18 protein-coding genes are annotated in these 19,122 nt (G+C 62.2%); 8 read left to right on the plus strand and 10 right to left on the minus strand.

The genetic code is table 11. The features are described 5' to 3' along the window. The first annotated feature begins 9 nt into the window (after nt 1–9). Genes KI613_RS13925 through KI613_RS13935 form a run of 3 tightly spaced genes read left to right on the plus strand, consistent with a single transcriptional unit; the run spans nt 10 to nt 2,938 of the window. Nucleotides 10–1,701, plus strand: coding sequence for a nitrite/sulfite reductase (locus KI613_RS13925; RefSeq protein WP_226400458.1), 1,692 nt, complete (start codon nt 10–12; stop codon nt 1,699–1,701). Beyond that, on the plus strand, nt 1,701–2,210 hold the full coding sequence (locus tag KI613_RS13930) for a DUF934 domain-containing protein (RefSeq protein ID WP_226400460.1): 510 nt from the start codon (nt 1,701–1,703) through the stop codon (nt 2,208–2,210). Before KI613_RS13925 ends, KI613_RS13930 begins: the two co-directional genes overlap by 1 nt. A gap of 8 nt (nt 2,211–2,218) precedes the next feature. Further along, complete coding sequence (locus tag KI613_RS13935; RefSeq protein ID WP_226400461.1) at nt 2,219–2,938, plus strand: phosphoadenylyl-sulfate reductase; 720 nt, start codon at nt 2,219–2,221, stop codon at nt 2,936–2,938. Nucleotides 2,939–3,116: 178 nt separating this feature from the next. On the opposite strand, the gene KI613_RS13940 is transcribed toward KI613_RS13935, so the two are convergent. The 3 genes from KI613_RS13940 to KI613_RS13950 all read right to left on the minus strand — a co-directional run bounded on the left by KI613_RS13940 (nt 3,117) and on the right by KI613_RS13950 (nt 5,409). Further along, nucleotides 3,117–3,683 (minus strand): cold shock domain-containing protein, encoded by a 567-nt coding sequence (locus KI613_RS13940; RefSeq protein ID WP_226400463.1) that lies wholly within the window; start codon nt 3,681–3,683, stop codon nt 3,117–3,119. A 73-nt stretch (nt 3,684–3,756) separates the two neighbouring features. After that, nucleotides 3,757–5,079, minus strand: coding sequence for a type II toxin-antitoxin system HipA family toxin (locus KI613_RS13945; protein WP_226400465.1), 1,323 nt, complete (start codon nt 5,077–5,079; stop codon nt 3,757–3,759). Nucleotides 5,080–5,091: 12 nt separating this feature from the next. After that, entirely contained in the window at nt 5,092–5,409 is a 318-nt protein-coding gene (locus KI613_RS13950) for a helix-turn-helix domain-containing protein (protein ID WP_226400467.1), read from the minus strand. Nucleotides 5,410–5,979: 570 nt separating this feature from the next. Between KI613_RS13950 and KI613_RS13955 the strand changes: the two genes are divergently transcribed. Continuing rightward, on the plus strand, nt 5,980–9,018 hold the full coding sequence (locus KI613_RS13955; RefSeq protein ID WP_226400469.1) for a transglycosylase domain-containing protein: 3,039 nt from the start codon (nt 5,980–5,982) through the stop codon (nt 9,016–9,018). 107 nt (nt 9,019–9,125) lie between these two features. Beyond that, nucleotides 9,126–11,444, plus strand: coding sequence for an acetate/propionate family kinase (locus KI613_RS13960; RefSeq protein WP_226400471.1), 2,319 nt, complete (start codon nt 9,126–9,128; stop codon nt 11,442–11,444). A gap of 42 nt (nt 11,445–11,486) precedes the next feature. On the opposite strand, the gene KI613_RS13965 is transcribed toward KI613_RS13960, so the two are convergent. The 3 genes from KI613_RS13965 to KI613_RS13975 are packed head-to-tail and all read right to left on the minus strand — an operon-like array spanning nt 11,487 to nt 12,716. Continuing rightward, nucleotides 11,487–12,047, minus strand: coding sequence for an HPP family protein (locus tag KI613_RS13965; RefSeq protein ID WP_226400473.1), 561 nt, complete (start codon nt 12,045–12,047; stop codon nt 11,487–11,489). Then, nucleotides 12,044–12,259 carry a hypothetical protein gene (locus KI613_RS13970; protein ID WP_226400475.1) on the minus strand — a complete coding sequence of 72 codons (216 nt, stop codon included), beginning with the start codon at nt 12,257–12,259 and terminating at the stop codon, nt 12,044–12,046. The genes KI613_RS13965 and KI613_RS13970 overlap by 4 nt, the downstream gene beginning before the upstream one ends. Beyond that, entirely contained in the window at nt 12,252–12,716 is a 465-nt protein-coding gene (locus KI613_RS13975) for an RrF2 family transcriptional regulator (RefSeq protein WP_226400477.1), read from the minus strand. The genes KI613_RS13970 and KI613_RS13975 overlap by 8 nt, the downstream gene beginning before the upstream one ends. A 128-nt stretch (nt 12,717–12,844) precedes the next feature. Here KI613_RS13975 and ccoG point away from each other — a divergent pair, with 128 nt between their 5' ends. Together ccoG and KI613_RS13985 are read left to right on the plus strand one after the other, a co-directional pair. Then, entirely contained in the window at nt 12,845–14,248 is a 1,404-nt protein-coding gene (gene ccoG / locus KI613_RS13980; protein WP_226400479.1) for a cytochrome c oxidase accessory protein CcoG, read from the plus strand. A gap of 63 nt (nt 14,249–14,311) precedes the next feature. Beyond that, on the plus strand, nt 14,312–14,551 hold the full coding sequence (locus tag KI613_RS13985; protein ID WP_226400481.1) for a hypothetical protein: 240 nt from the start codon (nt 14,312–14,314) through the stop codon (nt 14,549–14,551). Nucleotides 14,552–14,566: 15 nt separating this feature from the next. Here the strand turns inward: KI613_RS13985 and KI613_RS13990 are convergent, their stop codons facing one another. The 4 genes from KI613_RS13990 to KI613_RS14005 form a co-directional block, all read right to left on the minus strand. Then, entirely contained in the window at nt 14,567–15,247 is a 681-nt protein-coding gene (locus KI613_RS13990; RefSeq protein WP_226400483.1) for an alpha/beta hydrolase, read from the minus strand. A gap of 66 nt (nt 15,248–15,313) precedes the next feature. Further along, nucleotides 15,314–16,678: a heavy metal sensor histidine kinase gene (locus tag KI613_RS13995; RefSeq protein WP_226400485.1), complete on the minus strand. Its 1,365-nt coding sequence runs from the start codon at nt 16,676–16,678 to the stop codon at nt 15,314–15,316. Nucleotides 16,679–16,680: 2 nt separating this feature from the next. Beyond that, the gene (locus tag KI613_RS14000; RefSeq protein WP_226400487.1) at nt 16,681–17,352 is read right to left on the minus strand and encodes a heavy metal response regulator transcription factor; all 672 of its coding nucleotides are present in this window, start codon (nt 17,350–17,352) and stop codon (nt 16,681–16,683) included. A gap of 51 nt (nt 17,353–17,403) precedes the next feature. Beyond that, nucleotides 17,404–17,967: a hypothetical protein gene (locus KI613_RS14005; RefSeq protein WP_226400489.1), complete on the minus strand. Its 564-nt coding sequence runs from the start codon at nt 17,965–17,967 to the stop codon at nt 17,404–17,406. A 179-nt stretch (nt 17,968–18,146) separates the two neighbouring features. On the opposite strand from KI613_RS14005, the gene KI613_RS14010 reads away from it, so the two are divergent. After that, nucleotides 18,147–19,067 carry a bestrophin family protein gene (locus tag KI613_RS14010; protein ID WP_226400491.1) on the plus strand — a complete coding sequence of 307 codons (921 nt, stop codon included), beginning with the start codon at nt 18,147–18,149 and terminating at the stop codon, nt 19,065–19,067. Nucleotides 19,068–19,122: the final 55 nt, after the last annotated feature.

Consider the following 19,122-nt stretch of genomic DNA (forward strand, 5'->3'; position numbering starts at 1 on the left):
GGACGTTTCATGTACAAATACAATGCCATCGACCGCCAGCTCATTAACGAGCGCGTCGATCAGTTCCGCGATCAGGTTCGCCGCTGGAAAGCCGGCGAGCTGAGCGACGACGAATTCCGCCCGCTGCGTCTGCAGAACGGCCTGTACATCCAGCGCCACGCGCCGATGTTCCGCATTGCCGTGCCTTACGGCATGCTGAATTCAGCTCAGTTGCGCCGGCTCGGCCAGGTCGCCAGCAAGTACGACCGCGGCTACGGCCACTTCACGACGCGCCACAATCTGCAGCTCAACTGGCCGAAGATCGAGGACGTGCCGGAGATGCTGGCCGAACTGGCCGAAGTCGAGATGCACGCCATCCAGACCTCGGGCAACTGCCTGCGCAACATCACCACCGACCAGTTCGCCGGGGTTGCTGCCGACGAAGTGATCGACCCGCGCCCGCTGGCCGAAATCCTCCGTCAATGGACGACCTTCCACCCGGAATTCGCCTTCCTGCCGCGCAAGTTCAAGATCGCCATTTCCGGCACGAAGGAAGACCGCGCCGTGACGTGGTTCCACGACATCGGCCTGCAATTGCAGGAACAGAATGGCGAAACGGGCTTCCGCGTCATCGTCGGTGGCGGCCTCGGCCGGACGCCAATCCGCGGCCAGATCGTCCGCGAATTCCTGCCCTGGCAGCACATCCTGACCTATTGCGAAGCCATCCTGCGTGTTTATAACCGTCAGGGCCGCCGCGACAACGCCTACAAGGCGCGCATCAAGATTCTCGTCCAGGCGCTCGGCGTCGAAGCCTTCGCCCAGTTGGTCGAAGAAGAATGGGCGCACGGCAAGGATGGCCCGGCCACCCTCACGCAAGCCGAATTCGACCGCGTTGCTGCTCATTTCAGCGCGCCGGCCTACGAAAAGCTGAGCGCCGACGATGCCGGCTTGGCCGAAAAACTGGCATTTGAAAAATCGTTCAAAAACTGGGTTGACCGTAGCACTCACCCGCACAAGGTGCCGGGCTACACCGCCGTCACGCTGTCGCTCAAAAAGCACGGCGTTGCGCCGGGCGACATCACTTCCGAGCAGATGGCCGTCGTCGCCGATCTGGCCGACCAGTACAGCTTCGGCGAACTGCGCATCAGCCACGAGCAGAACATCATCCTGGCCGACGTCAAGCTGGCCGACCTCTATGAAGTCTGGCAAAAGGCCAAAGCCGCCGGGCTGGCGACGCCAAACATCGGCCTGTTGACCGGCATCATTTGCTGCCCGGGCGGCGATTTCTGCGATCTGGCCAACGCCAAGTCCATCCCCATCGCCACCGCCATTCAGGCCCGCTTCGACGATCTCGACTACCTGTTCGACATCGGCGAGATCGACCTCAACATCTCCGGTTGCATGAACGCCTGCGGCCACCACCACGTCGGCCACATCGGCGTGCTCGGCGTCGACAAGAACGATTCGGAGTTCTATCAGGTCACGCTGGGCGGCCGTCAGGGCAACGATGCCAAGCTTGGCAAGGTCATCGGCCCGTCGTTCGCGGCCGATGAAATGCCGGATGTCGTCGACAAGATCATCAAGGTTTATATCGAGAGCCGTCACCCCGACGAGCGTTTCCTCGACACCTTCGATCGCATCGGCATCGACCCGTTCAAGAACCGCGTTTACGAAGGCCGCGCCCACGGCAAGGCCAAGGCAGCACAAAAGGAGGCCGCATAATGGCGCAACTGATCAAGCACGGGACGGCTACGGTCGACACTTGGAATACGCTCGAAATCGCTGAAGGCGAAACGCCGGAAACGGTTGCCCTGCCGGCCGGCGACGTCATTTTCCCGCTCGCCGTCTGGCAAGCGCGCAAGGCCGAAATCATCTCCTGCCACAAGCGCATCGGCCTGCTCATTCAGCCGGATGAGCGCGTCGAAGACATTGCAGCCGATCTCGACTATTTCATCGTCATCGCCGTCAATTTCCCGAAATTCGTCGATGGCCGCGGCTACTCGACGGCCAGTCTGCTCCGCCAGCGCTACAACTACCAAGGCGAAGTGCGCGCCGTCGGTGACGTGCTGCACGACCAGCTTTTCTACATGCAGCGCGTCGGCTTCGACACCTATGCGCTGAAGGACGGCAAGAACGCCGTGTACGCCATCGAAGCCGGCTTCAGCACCTTCAGCGACGCTTACCAGGCCTCGACCACCCAGCCGCAACCCCAATTCCGCCGTCGCGCCTAGGAACATCCATGTCCCCAAGCCTGCTCAACATCACCCCCGAACTGACCGCCAGCGTCGCCACCAAGACCAAGGCCGTGCAAGCCCTGCTCGCCGACATTGCCGCCAACTGGTCGACCGCCGCCTTCGCCAACAGCCTCGGCGCCGAAGACATGGTGCTGACCGACCTCATCGTCAAGGCCAAGCTGCCGATTGAAATCTTCAGCCTCGACACCGGCCGCCTGCCGCTCGAAACCTACGACCTGATGGACGCCCTGCGCAAACATTACGGCCTCAAGCTGAAAATCTACTTCCCGCAAGCCGAAGAAGTCGAAGCCTTCGTCCGCAATCACGGCATCAACGGCTTCTACGACTCCGTCACGCTGCGCAAAGCCTGCTGCCACGCCCGCAAGGTCGAGCCGCTCAAGCGCGCCTTGGCCGGCAAACGCGCCTGGGTCACCGGCCTGCGCGCCCAGCAAGCCACCACGCGCACCGGCCTGCCCTTTCGCGAATACGACGAAGGCAACGGCCTGGAAAAATTCAACCCGCTGTCGGACTGGACCGAAAAGGAAGTCTGGGCCTACATCAAGCAAAACGACGTGCCCTACAACGCCCTGCACGACAAGTTCTACCCCAGCATCGGCTGCGCCCCCTGCACCCGCGCCATCTCGCCGGGTGAGGACGTCCGCGCTGGGCGGTGGTGGTGGGAGAATCCGGAGACCAAGGAATGCGGGCTGCACGTCAAGGGCTGATCCCGTTGAAGACCATCAAAACCCGGCTTCGCGCCGGGTTTTTTATTGGCTGATGCCGGGATGGTCGTGTAGATAGCGGATTTACGTAAAAAATGGGATTGCTACGGTCAACCGGAAAAATTGGGCGAAAACGAAAGGTTTCGCTCCCCTTTCGACCTCAGACATCGAGGCAAGCAGCCTACTTGGCGAAAGGCCCCGTGCACCACTGAGACTCGCAGGGAATACCGTCCCCGTCTCCATCCATCTCGGTGTTCGGGCAGTTTCTCAGAAAGTACGTAGCTTCCTCGCAGGAGGTCATGTCAGAGCAAAAACGCCTGCCATCGCAACTAAAGCGACCAGCAATCGTGGCTGGTGAACTCTGTATGGCCTGCACCTGCGCACCTTTCAACTTTGGCTGCAACGCTAGATAGCCCATATAACCCAGCACAGCAACGAAGCAGACTGAAAGCAGGGTTCCGAAGAATGAGCCTTTGCCTCTCGCCTCAGAACCAGCTGTACCGCGAGACGGCTTAGATTTCGCTGATTTTGCCTGACCGGGACGCTGCACATTGACAGCGCTCTTCTTGCCATCAGTATTGAGTGCCACCTCAAAACTAAGTGCTTCGCCAATAACCGGTTTGCCACCTTGACGGGGATATTTTGAAATATGAACAAAGATATCCTGACCCCCATTAGTCGGGGTTATGAAGCCGAAGCCCTTCTCGTCGTTCCAAGTCTTCAGCTTTCCGTCGATTCGAGTATCCATGCGTCCCAACATCCCTGTGCCCAACCATAATTATCACACGTCATTAATCAGAGATATCAGGCTCGAATTAAATCTAGGCCAGCAGTAAGTGCTGCTCTCCAATCTTCCCAATCTCCGGAGCAGGCACCCCGGTTTCCCGCGCAAACTCGGGCCAGTTTTTGATCGCCTCCCTGACCTTCCTGATCACCCGCGGCGCGGTGCCGATCTTGAACCGGTCGGCTTCGGCCAGCAGGTCGGCTTCGCTAAAGTTCTTGAACTTTCCGTTGACCGACATGAGGTGCTGGTTGGTCCATTCACCGGCCGGGTTGTGGGCGAAGGTAATGTCGTAGGCGGGGGACAGGGCCCAGGTTTCGTTGGCTTTTAGGCGGAATGAGATGTTCTTGGTGTGATCGTCGCAGTTGCGCGCCATGACGTTGAAGGCCATGCGCCGGAACGCCTCTTCCTTCTGCTCGTAGGGCAGCCCGAGTTTGTCCATGACCAGGAACAGTTGCGAGTAGGCGTTGGTGCCCTTTTTCTTGTAGTCCAGGTGGTCCATGGCGCACAGGGTTTGCATGTGGTGGCGGACGGCGCCGTCTTCCCGGTCGAAACGGCGCGTCATGAAGTGCGCCCGGCCGTTTTCTTCGAGCAGCCGGCATTCCATCATCTCGATGCCGGCCGCCCTGGCCATCAGGTAATAGGCCTGCTCGATGCGACCGTAACCGCCCGAGGCGCCGAGTTCGAGGTCTTTGCCGATGCCGTCGAACTTGAGCAGCCAGTGTTCGAAGCCATCGCCGGCTTCGAACTGCCCGGAGCGCACTTCGTTGGTCGTCCGGTTCCAGGCGATGACGGCCTTGGCGCGCGCGCCGCCGGCCGAGGTGCCGACGTCGATGATGCTGCGCAGGGCGGCATCGGTCTGTTCGTCGTCTTCAATCGTGCCGGTAACGGCCTTGCGCGCTTCGCTGACCAGATCGCTGAGTTCGATGGGCGTCGGCTTCTGGCGGATCGGTCCGCGCCCCGGCTTGAACACCATGGCCCCCATCGCGCGGTTGCCCATGTAGGCCAGCCGGTCGATTTCAGAAACCTGGCTGGCCGGGATACCGCGGTCGGCCATGTATTTGTTGATCAGGGCGTTGCCGAAGTCGTCCGGCAGGGCATCGCTAAGCAGCGCCGGCAGCGCCTTGTAGGTTTCGCGTGGCAGATCGGTAAAGATGTAGGGCTCTTCGCGCAGCGGCATGCGCAGGGGCGAGGGTTCAATCCCTTTGGCGATGAACTTCGGGTCGTAGGCAAAGGCGTAGAAGCCGTAGGCCGGATCGAGGGCGACGGCGCCCATCAACTGGCCCCACAGATGGACTTCGACCCGGTCGACGTGTTTATACGGCGCAGCGCGGGGACGACGGGGCTTGGGAGGAGTGGCCATGGTGTCTTCGCCTTATTTTTCCGGCGACGATTTGGCGCGGACTGAGGTTGCCCGCAGCCGTTCACGACGGGCGCGAACCATGTTGAGCGGATTGATCGTGGTGGTCGGCGCGAGGAGCGTCAGCCAATCTTCCCGACCGAGCGCCCGCACCACGGAGAGCAGGCTGGCGGTACTGGAGCCCGTCCCCGCCTCCAGATTCTGCAGCGCCCGACGACTGATCCCGGCGCGTTCGGCCAGCAGGGTCTGATCAATGTTTCGGCTGAGCCGGAGCTTTTTAACCTGCTCGCCCAATACCGCTTCGAGTTCGGCTAGCGTGTGGCTGGTCTGCATGTCAACTCCCCATAACGCGCATGATTACGCGCGTAACAAACAAATAACCATACTACGCGCATCTTCTGACGCACAGTATCACATAATAACAAATCTGTTACGCGCACTATATTGCGCTCTAATTAAAAATAATTTATTTACGCGCAATATACTGCGCCTAACAGCACATTCATAAAGCAAATGCCCGTGCTCTTCGTACATGGAATCCGGCATCGAGCATGCGCCGGGATGCCACCGGCCAGTTGCGCTAGGGGATGCCGCGCGGAGCGCCGGTTTTCGGCAAAAAGACTCGATTGCCACGGTCAACTGGGAAAAACGACCAAAATTGAAATGCCTCGGCCTCCGTTTCAAGGCCTTTACGAGCATGTGCGATTGACTGAAGCGGCGAAGGCCCGGTCACCGACGACGAGAATGCACAAGGCATTTTAGAATAAGCAAAGATTTACCCTGAGACACTTATTGCGCGATCACTCAAACGGGTTACGATTGCACCGTATCTCCAAATACCAAAGCACCGCGTCGGGCAGGGTTTCCGCCCGACAGATTCATAAAGCTCCAGCCCCCAGACTCATGGCCCGCCTCGACCCGCAACAAAGCTACCTGCTCCAGCCCCACCCGCCACGCTGGAAATTCCAACTTATCCTTGGCCTCATCGTCGTCGGCGCCGCCCTGGCCGGCGCTGCCTGGGTGGAGTTGCAAGAGTCCTTCATCCAGGCCAGCCACTTCGCCGAACGGGCGAAAACCTCGACCTGGACCATTGAACCCGGCGCCGACAAGGACATCTGGCTACCCGGCACGGGCCCCTACGAGCAGCGCCTGGGCTATGCCCAGCTCAACACCTTCCTGCCGCGCCTGGCCAGTGCCGGGTTCACCGTTGCCGCCCAGGCCCGCCAATCCGAAGGCTTCCGTAGCATTGTCGAACGCGGTCATTTCCCCATTTACCGGGAGAAATCCAGGGCCGGCCTGACCATCCTTGACCGCAACGACCAATCGCTCTACGACAGCCAGTACCCGCGCGTGCAGTACGCCGATTTCGAGGCCATTCCGCCGGTGCTGGTCGAGGCGCTGTTGTTTATCGAAAACCGCGATCTGCTCGACGCCAATTCGCCAAAACACAACCCGGCCGTCGATTGGGGTCGGCTGACCCGCGTCGCGGCCGGCCAGGCCGCACGGCAGGTCGGCCTTGGCGGCGGACGAGCCGGCGGCAGCACGCTGGCCACACAGATCGAGAAATTCCGCCACTCGCCCGGCGGTCGCACGCATGACAGCAAGGACAAGTATCACCAGATGATCTCGGCCGCCCTGCGCGCCTACCAGGACGGCGAAGAAAATCTGCCGGCCCGCCGCCGCATCGTGCTCGATTTCGTCAACTCCGTGCCGCTCGGCGGCATCCCCGGCTACGGCGAGGTCAATGGCCTGGGCGACGGCCTGTGGGCCTGGTACGGCCAGGATTTCGGCCAGATCAACCAACTCCTGGCTGACCCCAAGGCTGATCTGACGCAACGCGCCAAGGCCTTCAAGCAGGCGCTGTCCCTGTTTGTCGCCCAGCGCCGGCCGTCCGGCCTGCTCGGCGACACCACCGGGCGCCTCAACACGCTCACCGACAGCTATATCCGCCTGCTCGCCGACGATCAGCTGATCCCCGCCGACCTGCGCGAAGCCGCCCTGCTCGTCCAGATCAGCCCGGCTCGTCAGGCCCGGCCAGCCGAAGAGGTCTCCTTCGTCGAACGCAAGGCAGTCAACGAAATCCGCGGCACGCTGGGCGATCTGCTCAACGTCGAGAATCTCTATGCCCTCGACCGCTACGACCTGACCGTGCACAGCACGCTCGACGGACCGAGCCAGCAGGCCGTGACGCGCATCCTCAACCGTCTGGCCGACCCTGCCTTCCTGGCCTGCGCCGGCCTCAAGGAAACCCGGCTGCTGGCCAGGGGCGACCCCAAACAGGTCAATTACAGCCTGACCCTCTACGAGCGTACGCCGACCGCCAACGTGCTGCGTATCCAGGCCGACAACCTCGACCAGCCGCTCGACATCAACGCCGGCACCAAGCTCGATCTCGGCTCCAGCGCCAAGTTCCGGACCCTGGTTTCCTACCTGCTGGTCGTTGCCGACCTGCACAAACGCTACAGCCAGACGCCACCGGAAGAGCTGGCCAAGCTCAAGCAGCATCCGGCCGACCGCCTGAGCAACTGGGCCATCGACATCCTGCGCACCAAGCCCGAAACGACGCTTGAAGCACTGCTCGAAGCGGCCATGGAGCGCCGTTATTCGGCCAGCCCCGGCGAAACCTTCTTCACCGGCGGCGGCATCCACCGTTTCGGCAATTTCAAGCACGAAGACGACGGCAAGGTGCCGAGTGTCGCCGAAGCGCTCGAACAGTCGGTCAATCTCTCTTTCGTGCGCATCATGCACGACGTCGTCCACTACCACGCCTACGAGGCGGCCGACGCCCCGGCCCGCGGCCTGCGCGACAAGGATGACGACGATACCCGGCAGGCCTTCCTCAACCGCTTCGCTGAACGCGAAGGCCTGGGTTTCCTGCGCACCTACTGGCACAAGTACCGCGACGTGGCCCCGGCCGATCGCCTCGAAGTGCTCAGCGACTCGGTCCCCTCGCGCCCCGTCCCGCAGGCTGCCGCCTACCTGAGTGTCCTGCCGAAGAGCGATTTCGAGAGCTTTGCCGCCTTCATGCGCAAGCAGCTTGGCGACCGGGCCGGCACCGACGGCGGCCTGCGCCGCCTGTTCGACGCCCACGCCACGCGCCAGTACAACCTGGCCGACCAGGGCTATCTGGCCCGCGTCCATCCGCTCGAACTGTGGCTGGTTCGCCACCTGCAGAGCGATCCGAAAGCGACGCTCAAGGACATCGTCCCGGCCAGCGTTGAAGCCCGCCGCGACGCCTCGAAATGGCTGTTCGCCCCGCGCTTCAAGCATGCCCAGCAGGTGCGCATCGACATCGTCGTCGAAGTCGCCGCTTTCGAGCGCATTGCCGAAGAGTGGCGCCGCCTGGGTTACCCCTTCGAGCATCTGGTGCCTTCGCTGGCCACCGCTATCGGCAGTTCAGCCGACCGCCCGGCCGCCCTCGCCGAGCTGATGGGCATCGTGGTCAATGACGGCATCCGCCGGCCGACGGTACGCATCGACGAACTCCGCTTTGCCACCAATACGCCGTTCGAAACCCGCCTGCAGCACCAGAACGAAGCCGGCCAGCGCGTCATGCCGATCGAGGTCGCCCAGGTTACCCGCCGCGCCCTGCTCCGCGTCGTCAATAGCGGCACGGCCCGGCGTATCAAGGACACCTACCGCGACAACGAGGAAAAGCCGCTGGCCATGGGCGGCAAGACCGGCACCGGAGACCACCGTTCCAAGGTCATCGGCGCCGACGGCGGGGTGCGTAGCGCCAAGGTCATGAACCGTGCGGCGACCTTCGCCTTCTACATCGGCGAGCGTTTCTACGGCGTCGTTACTGCCTTCGTTCCCGGCTCAAAGGCGGCCGGCTACGACTTCACCTCGGCCCTGCCGGTGCAGATCATGAAAGAGATGGAACCGGCCCTGCGCCCGTTGATCGCCGATCGGCCAGCCGCGGAAGGCAAGTGCAAGGGCTGAAATCAAGGAAAACGCCACTCATCCTCCGTGAAAACCACACTTTGCTGCGGCGCAACAAAATGGTAGTCTTTGGCGCATAAAATAACGCGATCAAAGCGAGAAACAGCATGAGTGAAATCGACCTGAAACGCTTCTTCCTCGAGCAGGTCCGTCTGTTCGAAAACTTCCCGGCCGACAAGGTCGAGGAAATCGTTATCAAGTCCCGCCTGGCGACTTATGAAGGTAATGAAGCCATCCTCGAAACGGGCGATGAAGGCCGATTCATCGGCATCATGATCAGCGGCCACGCCGAAATCTCGATGACCGACAACACCGGCACCCGTGCCGTCATCACCCAGCTAGGCACCGGTGACGTCTTCGGCGTCATGTCACTGCTCACCGGTGATCGCATCGTCGCCGACGTCATTGCCGGCAACCGCTGCTTCGTGCTGATGATTCCGCAGGATGTCTTCAACACGCACATCCTGACCAACCCCAAGGCTGTCGGTTATCTGTCCCGCCTGCTCGCCGAGCGCACCCGGGCCATGTCAGTCGATCTGGTCACCGCCCAAGCCAATGCCATCGTCCGCTCGCGCGACCCGTACGCACTGTCGCTGCAGACCAACGAGCCGGGCAAGGTCGTCGTTCTCAATGTCGGCATCAGCCAGATCCATTTCGGCATCTACAACACCGAAGAGAGCGGCGCCGATGTGCACGGCATCATCGACCACGCCGATCAGCAGGTGACGCGGATTACCGTCAAGGTCGGCACCCAGCAAAGGTCCGTCGACCACGCCCCATTCAAGCTTTCGGACCTGTTCAATGTCATCCGGGATACAACCGCCCTGCTCGGCGAGGCCTTCACCTTCCACCCGGAAGACGTCAGCGCCATTGGCCATCGCGTCGTCCATGGCGGCAACAAGTTCTCCAGTTCGGTCGTCATCACCCCGGCCGTCATCGCCGACATCGAAGAACTGTCAGTCTTCGCGCCGCTGCATAACCCGGTCAATGTCGCCGGCATCCGCGTCGCCCTCAAGCAGTTCCCGAACGTGCCGCAGGTCGCCGTCTTCGACACTGCCTTCCACCAGACGCTGGCGCCTTACGCCTACCTTTACGGCCTGCCCTACGACCTCTACAAGCAGCATGGCATCCGCCGCTACGGTTTTCACGGCACCTCCCACCGCTACGTCTCGCTGAAGTCGGCTGAAGTCCTCAAGCGCCCGCTCGGCGAGCTCGAAATCATCTCCTGCCACCTCGGCATCGGCGCCTCGCTGTGCGCCATCGACCACGGCCGTTCGATCGACACGACGATGGGCATGACGCCGAGCGACGGTCTGATCATGCCGAGCCGCTCAGGCAGCATCGACCCGGCGGTGATGATCCACCTCATGGAAAAGCACCACATGTCGCCCGAGCAGCTATCGACACTGATCAACAGTGAAAGTGGCCTCAAGGGCATCTCCGGCATTTCGAGCGACATCCATGAAATCGAGGCCGCCGCTGCCGACGGCCACCACCGCGCCCTACTCGCCCACAAGGCCTACTGCTACCAGGTGCGCAAGAACATCGGCGCCTACGTCGCAGCCATGGGCGGCATCGACGTACTGGCCTTCACCGGCGATGTCGGCGAAACGAGCGCCACGGTGCGCAGCCTGGCCTGTCAGGGCCTCGGCTACATGGGCATCAAGCTCGACGAGGAAAAGAACCGCAACATTGGCAGCGTCGACAATTTCGCCATCATCTCGGCTGACGATTCGCCGGTCACCATCCTTGTCGTCGCCAATGACGACGAGCGCCTGGTTGCCTGGGAAACGCTGCGCTCCATTGAGCGCAACGCCCTGCTGCTGGCCGCCAAGCCGGAAGAAGCGCCGATTCCGGTCGAAATCTCGGCCCACCACGCCCACCTTTCGCAGGCCGACGTCGAAAAACTGTTCGGCCCCGGCCACCAGCTGACGCCCATGCATGAACTGTCGCAGCCCGGCCAGTTCGCCTGCGAGGAACAAGTCCATCTGGTCGGCCCCAAGGGCCGCATCGCCAAGGTCCGCGTCCTCGGTCCGACGCGCAAGGAAACCCAGGTCGAGATCGCCATGACCGAGCAGTTCAAGCTCGGTATCCAGCCGCCCATCCGCCAGTCCGGCGACCTCGCCGGCACGCCCGGCGTGACGCTCGAAGGCCCGTATGGCAGCTCGGTGATCGAACGCGGCGTCGTCTGCGCCCAGCGCCACATCCACATGACACCCGAAGACGCCATGCGCTTCCATGTTCGCGACAACTATGTCGTTCGCGTGCGCATCGAAGGCGAACGCCAGTTGATCTTCGGCGACGTCGTGGTCCGCGTTAATCCTGCTTTCCGCCTGGCGATGCACATCGACACAGACGAAGGCAACGCCGGCAACATCCAGACCGGCATGCTGGGCTACATTGAGGAAATTCAGAGCCGGCACTGATCGGGCACTGATGATGGCCGGCTTGCCCGGCCATCTGTTTTTCTAGAACCAGATTTCCGGATAGCGCCGCGAACGCGGCAGGTTGTTGATCAGCAAGGCTACGACGAGCAGGATCAGCGGCCCGAGCGTCGCCGGCGCCAGAACGTACCAGAAACCCAGATTATGAATTTCCGGCGAGCCGATCACGGCGATCAGCGCCGTGGCGCCGCCCGGCGGATGCAGGGTACGCGTTGCGTGCATGAGGGCAAGCGCCGTCGCCACGGCCAGGCCCGGCACCAGCCAGGGCACGTGCTGGAACAGTTTCCAGCAGACCACGCCAGTCAGGGCTGACAGTATGTGGCCGCCAAGCAGATTGCGCGGCTGGGCCAGCGGACTGCGCACTGCCCCATAAACCAGAACCGCCGAGGCGCCGAAAGATCCGATCAGCAACAAGAGATCGCTGCCGGCGACGAGAAACTGGCCGGCCGCCGCCAGCGCCGTGATGCCGAGAAATGCCCCGATCCACGACCAGAACATTTCCTCATTGCTGACCCGCGGCGGACTGCCGCGTGTCGTGCCGCGCATCTTGCGCCAGTAGTCACGCCAGCTGCTTTCCAACCTCATTCGGAGCTGCCGTCTTTGCTGTCCGCCGCCTGCAGCGCCTGCAAGCGGGCTAGCGCGTGGCGCCAGGCGAGATGGTAGACGGTGCGAAAGTCCTCGGTGCTGATGTCGAGATAGCCCGAAACATGACTCAGAGCATCGAGAATATCCTCGTCCGAAAGCTCCAGTTCGAGGGCCAGCTCGAGCTCGCTCTTGCCGGGAATGCGCTCAGTCATGGGCCGACTCCGGATGCACATCACCAAGAATATAAGAGACCACCGGAACGAGTCCGTGCGGCGCCCGCAACAAATCCGCCAGCGTGTAGCCATCAAGCACGAGGAACATGGCGCTCAGTGCCTCGTTGAGAATGCTCGGCAGGCCACAGCCACCGCTAATCCGGCAGGCCGAATGCCCGGCAAAGCACTCGGCCATTGCGAAATCGCTTTCGGACTGGCGGATCACGTCGCCAACAACGATCTCCCGGGGCGGACGAGCCAGCCGCATGCCCCCACCCTTGCCGCGAACGGTCTCGATATGGCCATTCAGGCCGAGCTGGTGCACGACTTTCATGAGGTGGCTTTTCGAAATGTCGTGGACGGCCGCGATCTCAGCGATGGTGACCAGCCGGTCGTCCTGCACGCCGAGATACATCAGGACGCGCAGGCTGTAATCGGAAAAGGTACTCAGGCGCATGGCAGGCTATAAGATCTATTAAAAATATTGCTTATGGTAACGTTGATTGGTAGCATAAAGATTCATTATATTTATATCTTATGCCAACACGCGGCGCAATACGTTCGCATGGTTGTGCCCGGAAAAAAATGGCCAAGCCTTCCCCCCGCAAAATCATTGAAATAAAGCCTGTCGTTGATCCGGATGCCAAGGTGTACCCGCGTTCGATCAGCGGCCCTTACACCCGCTGGCGCTGGGTCTTCGTCTGGTTGACCCAGATCGTTTTCTACGGTCTGTGCTGGCTGCCCTGGCATGGTCGGCAGGCGGTGTTGTTCGACATCGACACGCGCAAGTTCTATTTCTTCGACCTCGTCCTCTGGCCGCAGGACACGATTTATCTCGTCCTGCTGATGATCCTCGGCGCCTTCACGCTCTTCCTGTTTACGGCCGTGGCCGGGCGATTGTGGTGCGGCTATACCTGCCCGCAGACGGTCTATACCGAGATTTTCCTGTGGTTCGAGAAGATGATCGAGGGCGAACGGCCGCAACGCATCAAGCTCGATGCGGCGCCCTGGTCGGCCCGCAAACTGGCACTCAAGAGCGCCAAGCACGCGACGTGGCTGCTCTTTTCGCTATGGACCGGGATTACCTTTGTCGGCTATTTCATGCCGATCCGCGATCTGGTCAATGACCTGGTCACGCTGTCGCCTGGTGCCTGGTCTGCCTTCTGGGTCGTCTTCTATGCTATCGCCACCTATGGCAACGCCGGTTTCCTGCGCGACCAGATGTGCCGGCAGATCTGCCCTTACGCCCGCTTCCAGTTCGTCATGTTCGACCCCGACACGCTGATCATCGCCTACGACACGGCGCGCGGCGATGCACGCGGCCCCCGCGCCAAGGGGGCCGATCCGAAGGCACTCGGGCTGGGTGACTGCGTCGATTGCGGCATTTGCGTCCAGGTCTGCCCGACCGGCATTGACATCCGCAACGGTCTGCAGAACGAGTGCATCGGCTGCGCGGCCTGCATCGATGCCTGCGATCAGGTAATGGACAAGATGGAATACCCGCGCGGCCTGATCCGTTATTCGACGGAAAACGCCGTCACCATGCGCTACACGACGACCGAAATCATTCGCCGCGCAGCCCGGCCACGGGTCATCATCTACACGGCGATCCTCGTCGCCCTGACCACGGCCATGGCCTGGTCGCTGGCGACGCGCATCCCGCTCAAGGTCAATGTCCTGAAGGATCGCAATGTGCTGTCGCGGGAAGCCGGCGATGGTTCGATCGAAAACGCCTATCGCCTGCAGATCATGAATACCGGTGACCAGACGCGCAAATTCAGGATCAGCATCGGCGGCATCGACGGTGTGCGCCTGGCAAGCGACAGCGAAATCACCGTTCCCGGCGGCGAGATCGGCACCCAGACGGCCATTGTCAGTGCCGAGCCGGGGGCCACGCCGTCGGGTGCGGCGCCGATCACCTTCAGCGTGACGGATGTGGCCGACGCCAAGGTCGCCGTGACGGAGAGTTCAAAATTCTGGATGCCTTGAGCCTAGAATGAAAAAGTAAGCAGCCACGCAGCAGAAAATCCGTTCTCCGAAAGGAAGCGCATCATGACCAACGAAAAACTGAAGACGCTCATCACCTCGCCCCTGCCATTTTTTGGCGTCACCGAACAGGGCGACGTGCTGGCGCGCTACGTGCCCTATGGCCCGGTGTTTCGCTGGAGCTGGAACCAGATGGTCCCGATGCCGGTGCAGGGCAGCGATCTGATCTGGCTGCTCCATGCCGCGCACGAGGAAGAGCATTCGATCACCGACACGGAAAAGCCGAAGAGCAGCAACAGCCAGTAAGCGGCGCGCGCTGGTTCAGGCCGGCTGGCGCATTTGCTCGGCGAGCCACTGGCCGATGGCCCAGATTTCTTCCAGACAGACTGAATGCGGCATCGAGTATTCGTGCCATTCGATTTTGTAGCCGCGCTCGATCAGCAAATCCCGGGCAGCCAGGCCAAGTGTTGGCGAGACGACATCGTCGGCCGTGCCGTGGGCGGCAAATATGGAAATCGCGCGATTGGCATCGGCTGAGTCTTCAGTCAGCAGCGCCGGCGATGGAATATAGGTCGACAGGGCGATGATCCCGGCCAGCTTTTCCGGATGGGTCAGCGCCGTCGTGTAGGCCACCGCCCCGCCCTGCGAGAAGCCGGCGAGAAAGATACGGTCAACCGGAATTCCCCGGCTTTTTTCACGTTCGATCAGCAGCCGCACGGCATCGCGGGAAGCGATGATCCCCGCCTCGTCGATGCGCCGGCTGGTGCTGTCGAGCGAAATGATGTCGTACCAGGCGCGCATCACGTAGCCGCCATTGCAGGTGACCGCCATGTAGGGCGCGTGCGGGAAGATGAAACGCACGGCCGGCGAAGCGGCCAGACCGAGTTCGGGGACGACCGGCACGAAATCCGAACCGTCGGCACCCAGGCCGTGCAGCCAGATCACCGCGTACTCGGGCTGGGCGGCGGTTTCGACTTCCAGCGGTGGCATGTCGATTTCCATGGGGGGGCTCCTCGCGTTCGTCAGGCGGCCAGTATGCGGAAACTGGCGCGACATGACCAGCAAGTATCAGCGCGCGCCGCCCCCATGCGGCAGACGCAGGTAAAACTCGGTGACCTGATCGCCTGCGCGCACGGCGATCTCGCCGCCATGGGCAAGCACGATGGAACGGGCGATGGCCAGGCCGAGTCCGGTGCCCTCGGAACCCGAATCGAGCCGGACAAAGCGGTCGAAGACCCGGTGCAGCGCCTCGGCCGGTATCGGCTTCCCGGTGTTGGCAATGGATAGTTCCGCCATGCCATCGACGGCCCCGACCTTGACGACAATCGAACCGCCGGCCGGCGTGTGATGAATGGCATTGACCAGCACGTTGCCGATGGCCCGCTCGAGCATCAGGCGGTCGCCATGCACCGTGATGTCGTCGCCGACCAGTTGCAGACTGACGTTCTCGGCGAGCAGCCCGTAGTACTCGATCAGCCGTTCGCACAACGGGCGCAGCGCCAGCGGCTCGGTCTGCGGCACGAGCAGGCCGTGGTCGGCCTTGGCCAGCAACAGCATGTCGGCGATGATTCGCGCCAGACGTTCGTATTCCTCGAGATTCGAGGCCAGCAGATCGCGGTATTCGTCGACATGGCGCGCCTTGCTCAGCGACACCTCGGTCTGCATGCGCAGGCTGTGGATCGGCGTGCGTAGCTCGTGGGCGAGGTCGGCCGAGAAATCCGACAGCCGCCCGAACGACTCTTCAAGCCGGCCGAGCATGGCGTTGAATGCAATCACCAGTTCGGCCAGTTCCGGCGGCACGTCCTGCTCCGGGATGCGCTCGGCCAGTTGCCCGGCCGAAATGCGGCCGGCGGCGCGGGCGATGGCCCGTACCGGGTGCAGGCCGCGGCGCACAACCAGCGCGCCGACCATGGCGGTGAGCAGTGCGGCAGCCAGAATGGCGAAGCGGAAATCGTGCTGCAGTTGATCAAGAAAATCAGTGTGGTGACGAATGTCGCGGGCGACGACGACGTGCGCCGTTTCGCCCCAGGCGGTTTCCATGTCGGCGGCGATGACGCGGTACTCGGCATCGCCGAGCACCAGCCGGATCGGCGTCCGGCCCAACGCGACCTTGGCGGCGGCCAGCGGCTCGGCCAGCTCGGGGGTCGGCCATTTGAAAATTGGCCCTTTTTCCCGGTTGACCGTAACAATCACCCCATGCTCACCGATCAGGGCGTCACCGAGGCGCACGGCAAAGGCCTCGGCCGTTTTTTCCTGCGTGCCGACATGGCCGATCAGCGCCAGCTTGCCGAACAGGTCGTGGGCATCGAGTTCGGCCATGTGGGCATCGGCGGCGCGACTGAAATAGACGCCGAGCGCCGCAAAAACCACCGTCGCCAGCAGCGCGAAGGCCAGCGACAGACGCAGCGCAATCGAATGCCGCCAGCCCGTCACGATCAGCGGATTTCCATGACGTAACCCATGCCGCGCAGGGTGTGGATCAGTTTGGGCGAAAAGTCGTCATCGACCTTGGCGCGCAGCCGACGGATGGCCACCTCGACGACATTGGTGTCAGAATCGAAATTCATGTCCCAGACCTGCGAGGCGATGAAGCTGCGCGCCAGCACCTCGCCCTGCCGACGCAGGAAGAGCTCGAGCAGCGCGAACTCCTTGGCCGTCAGGTCGATGCGCTGGCCGGCCCGGGTCGCCCGGCGCTTGAGCACATCGAGTTCGAGGTCGGCCAGCTTCAGGTTCTCGGCGTCGCGGGCCCGGCCCCGACGCAGCAGCGTGCGCACGCGGGCGAGCAGTTCGGAAAAGGCGAAAGGCTTGACCAGGTAGTCGTCGGCGCCCAGTTCCAGCCCCTTGACCCGGTCCTCGACCTGATCGCGCGCCGTCAAAAACAAAACCGGCAAATCGCGTCCGGCCGCCCGCAAGGTTTTCAGCACCTGCCAGCCATCCAGCCCCGGCAGATTGACGTCGAGGATCAGCAGGTCGTACTCGCCGGCCAGCCCCTCGTGCATGCCATCGAGCCCGTTGCGCACGAGGTCGGCCGTGAAACCGGCTTCGGACAGCCCCTGCTTGAGGTAATCGCCAGTCTTCGCTTCGTCTTCGACGATGAGAATCTTCATGCCGGCATTTTGCCCGACAACCCGCCGCCTTGTGTAATTGGCCGAGGTGCCCTAAAAACAGGTCAGGCGTCCGCGACGTCGGGACAGGCGATACACTGCCTTCCAGCGCCGCAGCGAATGGGCCAACAGTCCGCTGCGAACACCCCGCCGAAGCACCATCAGGAAAGCGCGTGTCTGCTGATAGACGGGGTGCTGGTGCAGGGTTTCAAACACGTAGTTCTTGAAGCGCACGACCACGGCATAGGTACGGGCGAACCAGCCGATTTCCATCAACTGCGGCTTGGTCAGCGCAAAAATTCGCGCCACCAGCGCCGTCCCGACGACTTTGGCGGCGAGAAAGGTACCAACGCCCAGCAGCGGCGCCCCGTGCCCCAGGAAATAAAGACCGAGGAGCTTGAAGGGCAGGAGTACGGCGCCGGGAATTACGAAGCAAACCAGCGCCAGATAGCGCGGGGCGCGCGAAATCCACGCTTCGGCCAGACGCAGCACCGGCCACTGGCCGATTTTTGCCATGATGCTTTCCAGCGGCTCCCACAACCATTCCCAGAACCACAAAAGGAATGCGGCCAAGATGATGAAGGGCGGCGTCAGCAGGCGTTTGAGTTTCGATTCCATACCGTTTCCCGGTGATATGCGTGGGAAATATACGGGAATCCCGAAATTTCGCCTGCGTGATCAGCGTGACCGGGTGTAACAGGGCGTTACGCCGGATTGTTTGCCCGTCTCCCGTCCGTTATGCTGCGCCTCCCCAGCGCTTGCGCCGCCATCTCCCATTCACCTGTCCGACTGCCGCCATGATCGTCCGCCCCCATCTGCACTGGTTTCGCCTGCTTTTTGTCTGGCGCGGCTCCGTTCTGCCTTACATCCTCACGCGTTTGCTGCTCGTCCTGGCGGTTTCCGTACTGAGCGTCCTGAGTCTCGACTGGTGGATGAGCGCCCATGCCGCTTCGGCCCTGTCGATTCCGCCATTTACCCTGATGGGCGTGGCGCTGGCCATTTTCCTCGGCTTCCGCAACTCGGTCAGCTACGACCGCTACTGGGAAGCCCGCAAGCAATGGGGCGCCCTGCTCATCGGCGCCCGCTCGCTGATCCGCGAGGTGGCCAGCTTTGCTCCTGACGAAACCGGATTACAGCGCCGCGTGGCGCGCACCCTGTCGGCCTTTGCCTTTGCTCTCAAGCACCAGTTGCGAGGCACCGACCCACGGAATGATCTGACCTGTCGCCTCGATGCGGCGGTGCTCGAGCGCGTTTGTGCCACCCGCTTTGTGCCGTCAGCGCTGTTGCTCTGCCTGGCCCAAGACTTTGCTGCTGCGCAAAAGGCCGGCGTGCTCAGCGACCTGCAGTTGCAATCGCTGGATCGCAACCTCAATCTCCTGACCGAAGCCTCGGGGGCCTGCGAGCGCATCGCCAACACGCCCATTCCCTACACCTACCGCGTGCTCATGAACCGGACCGTGATGGTCTATTGCCTGCTGCTGCCGGTCGGCCTGAGCACCTCGATCGGCTGGGTGACCGTGCTCGTCGCCCCGTTCATCGCCTACACCTTTCTGGCGCTGGATGTCATCGGCGAACAGATAGAGGAGCCTTTCGGCAAGGAACCGAACGACCTCGCGCTGGCTTCGATGTGTCATGGCATCGAGGTTTCGGTCTGCGAACTGGTCGGGGAAACCCCGCTCAGCTCGCCGCCCGAAGTCGTCGATTACGTCGTAACCTAGTCATTGCCGCAAACCCGCGTCACGCAGCAGATTACAAACTTGTAATCCTGCCGTC

Source organism: Ferribacterium limneticum (assembly GCF_020510585.1).
GTDB lineage: Bacteria > Pseudomonadota > Gammaproteobacteria > Burkholderiales > Rhodocyclaceae > Azonexus.

Excerpts from the sequence above, each read along its gene's own strand:
- KI613_RS13955 (WP_226400469.1), top strand. The coding sequence starts at position 5,980 with ATGGCCCGCCTCGACCCGCAACAAAGCTACCTGCTCCAGCCCCACCCG.
- KI613_RS13945 (WP_226400465.1), bottom strand. The coding sequence starts at position 5,079 with ATGGCCACTCCTCCCAAGCCCCGTCGTCCCCGCGCTGCGCCGTATAAA.
- KI613_RS13960 (WP_226400471.1), top strand. The coding sequence starts at position 9,126 with ATGAGTGAAATCGACCTGAAACGCTTCTTCCTCGAGCAGGTCCGTCTG.
- KI613_RS13950 (WP_226400467.1), bottom strand. The coding sequence starts at position 5,409 with ATGCAGACCAGCCACACGCTAGCCGAACTCGAAGCGGTATTGGGCGAG.
- ccoG (WP_226400479.1), top strand. The coding sequence starts at position 12,845 with ATGGCCAAGCCTTCCCCCCGCAAAATCATTGAAATAAAGCCTGTCGTT.
- KI613_RS13935 (WP_226400461.1), top strand. The coding sequence starts at position 2,219 with ATGTCCCCAAGCCTGCTCAACATCACCCCCGAACTGACCGCCAGCGTC.
- KI613_RS13975 (WP_226400477.1), bottom strand. The coding sequence starts at position 12,716 with ATGCGCCTGAGTACCTTTTCCGATTACAGCCTGCGCGTCCTGATGTAT.
- KI613_RS14005 (WP_226400489.1), bottom strand. The coding sequence starts at position 17,967 with ATGGAATCGAAACTCAAACGCCTGCTGACGCCGCCCTTCATCATCTTG.
- KI613_RS14010 (WP_226400491.1), top strand. The coding sequence starts at position 18,147 with ATGATCGTCCGCCCCCATCTGCACTGGTTTCGCCTGCTTTTTGTCTGG.
- KI613_RS14000 (WP_226400487.1), bottom strand. The coding sequence starts at position 17,352 with ATGAAGATTCTCATCGTCGAAGACGAAGCGAAGACTGGCGATTACCTC.
- KI613_RS13925 (WP_226400458.1), top strand. The coding sequence starts at position 10 with ATGTACAAATACAATGCCATCGACCGCCAGCTCATTAACGAGCGCGTC.
- KI613_RS13930 (WP_226400460.1), top strand. The coding sequence starts at position 1,701 with ATGGCGCAACTGATCAAGCACGGGACGGCTACGGTCGACACTTGGAAT.
- KI613_RS13985 (WP_226400481.1), top strand. The coding sequence starts at position 14,312 with ATGACCAACGAAAAACTGAAGACGCTCATCACCTCGCCCCTGCCATTT.
- KI613_RS13965 (WP_226400473.1), bottom strand. The coding sequence starts at position 12,047 with ATGAGGTTGGAAAGCAGCTGGCGTGACTACTGGCGCAAGATGCGCGGC.
- KI613_RS13940 (WP_226400463.1), bottom strand. The coding sequence starts at position 3,683 with ATGGATACTCGAATCGACGGAAAGCTGAAGACTTGGAACGACGAGAAG.
- KI613_RS13970 (WP_226400475.1), bottom strand. The coding sequence starts at position 12,259 with ATGACTGAGCGCATTCCCGGCAAGAGCGAGCTCGAGCTGGCCCTCGAA.
- KI613_RS13990 (WP_226400483.1), bottom strand. The coding sequence starts at position 15,247 with ATGGAAATCGACATGCCACCGCTGGAAGTCGAAACCGCCGCCCAGCCC.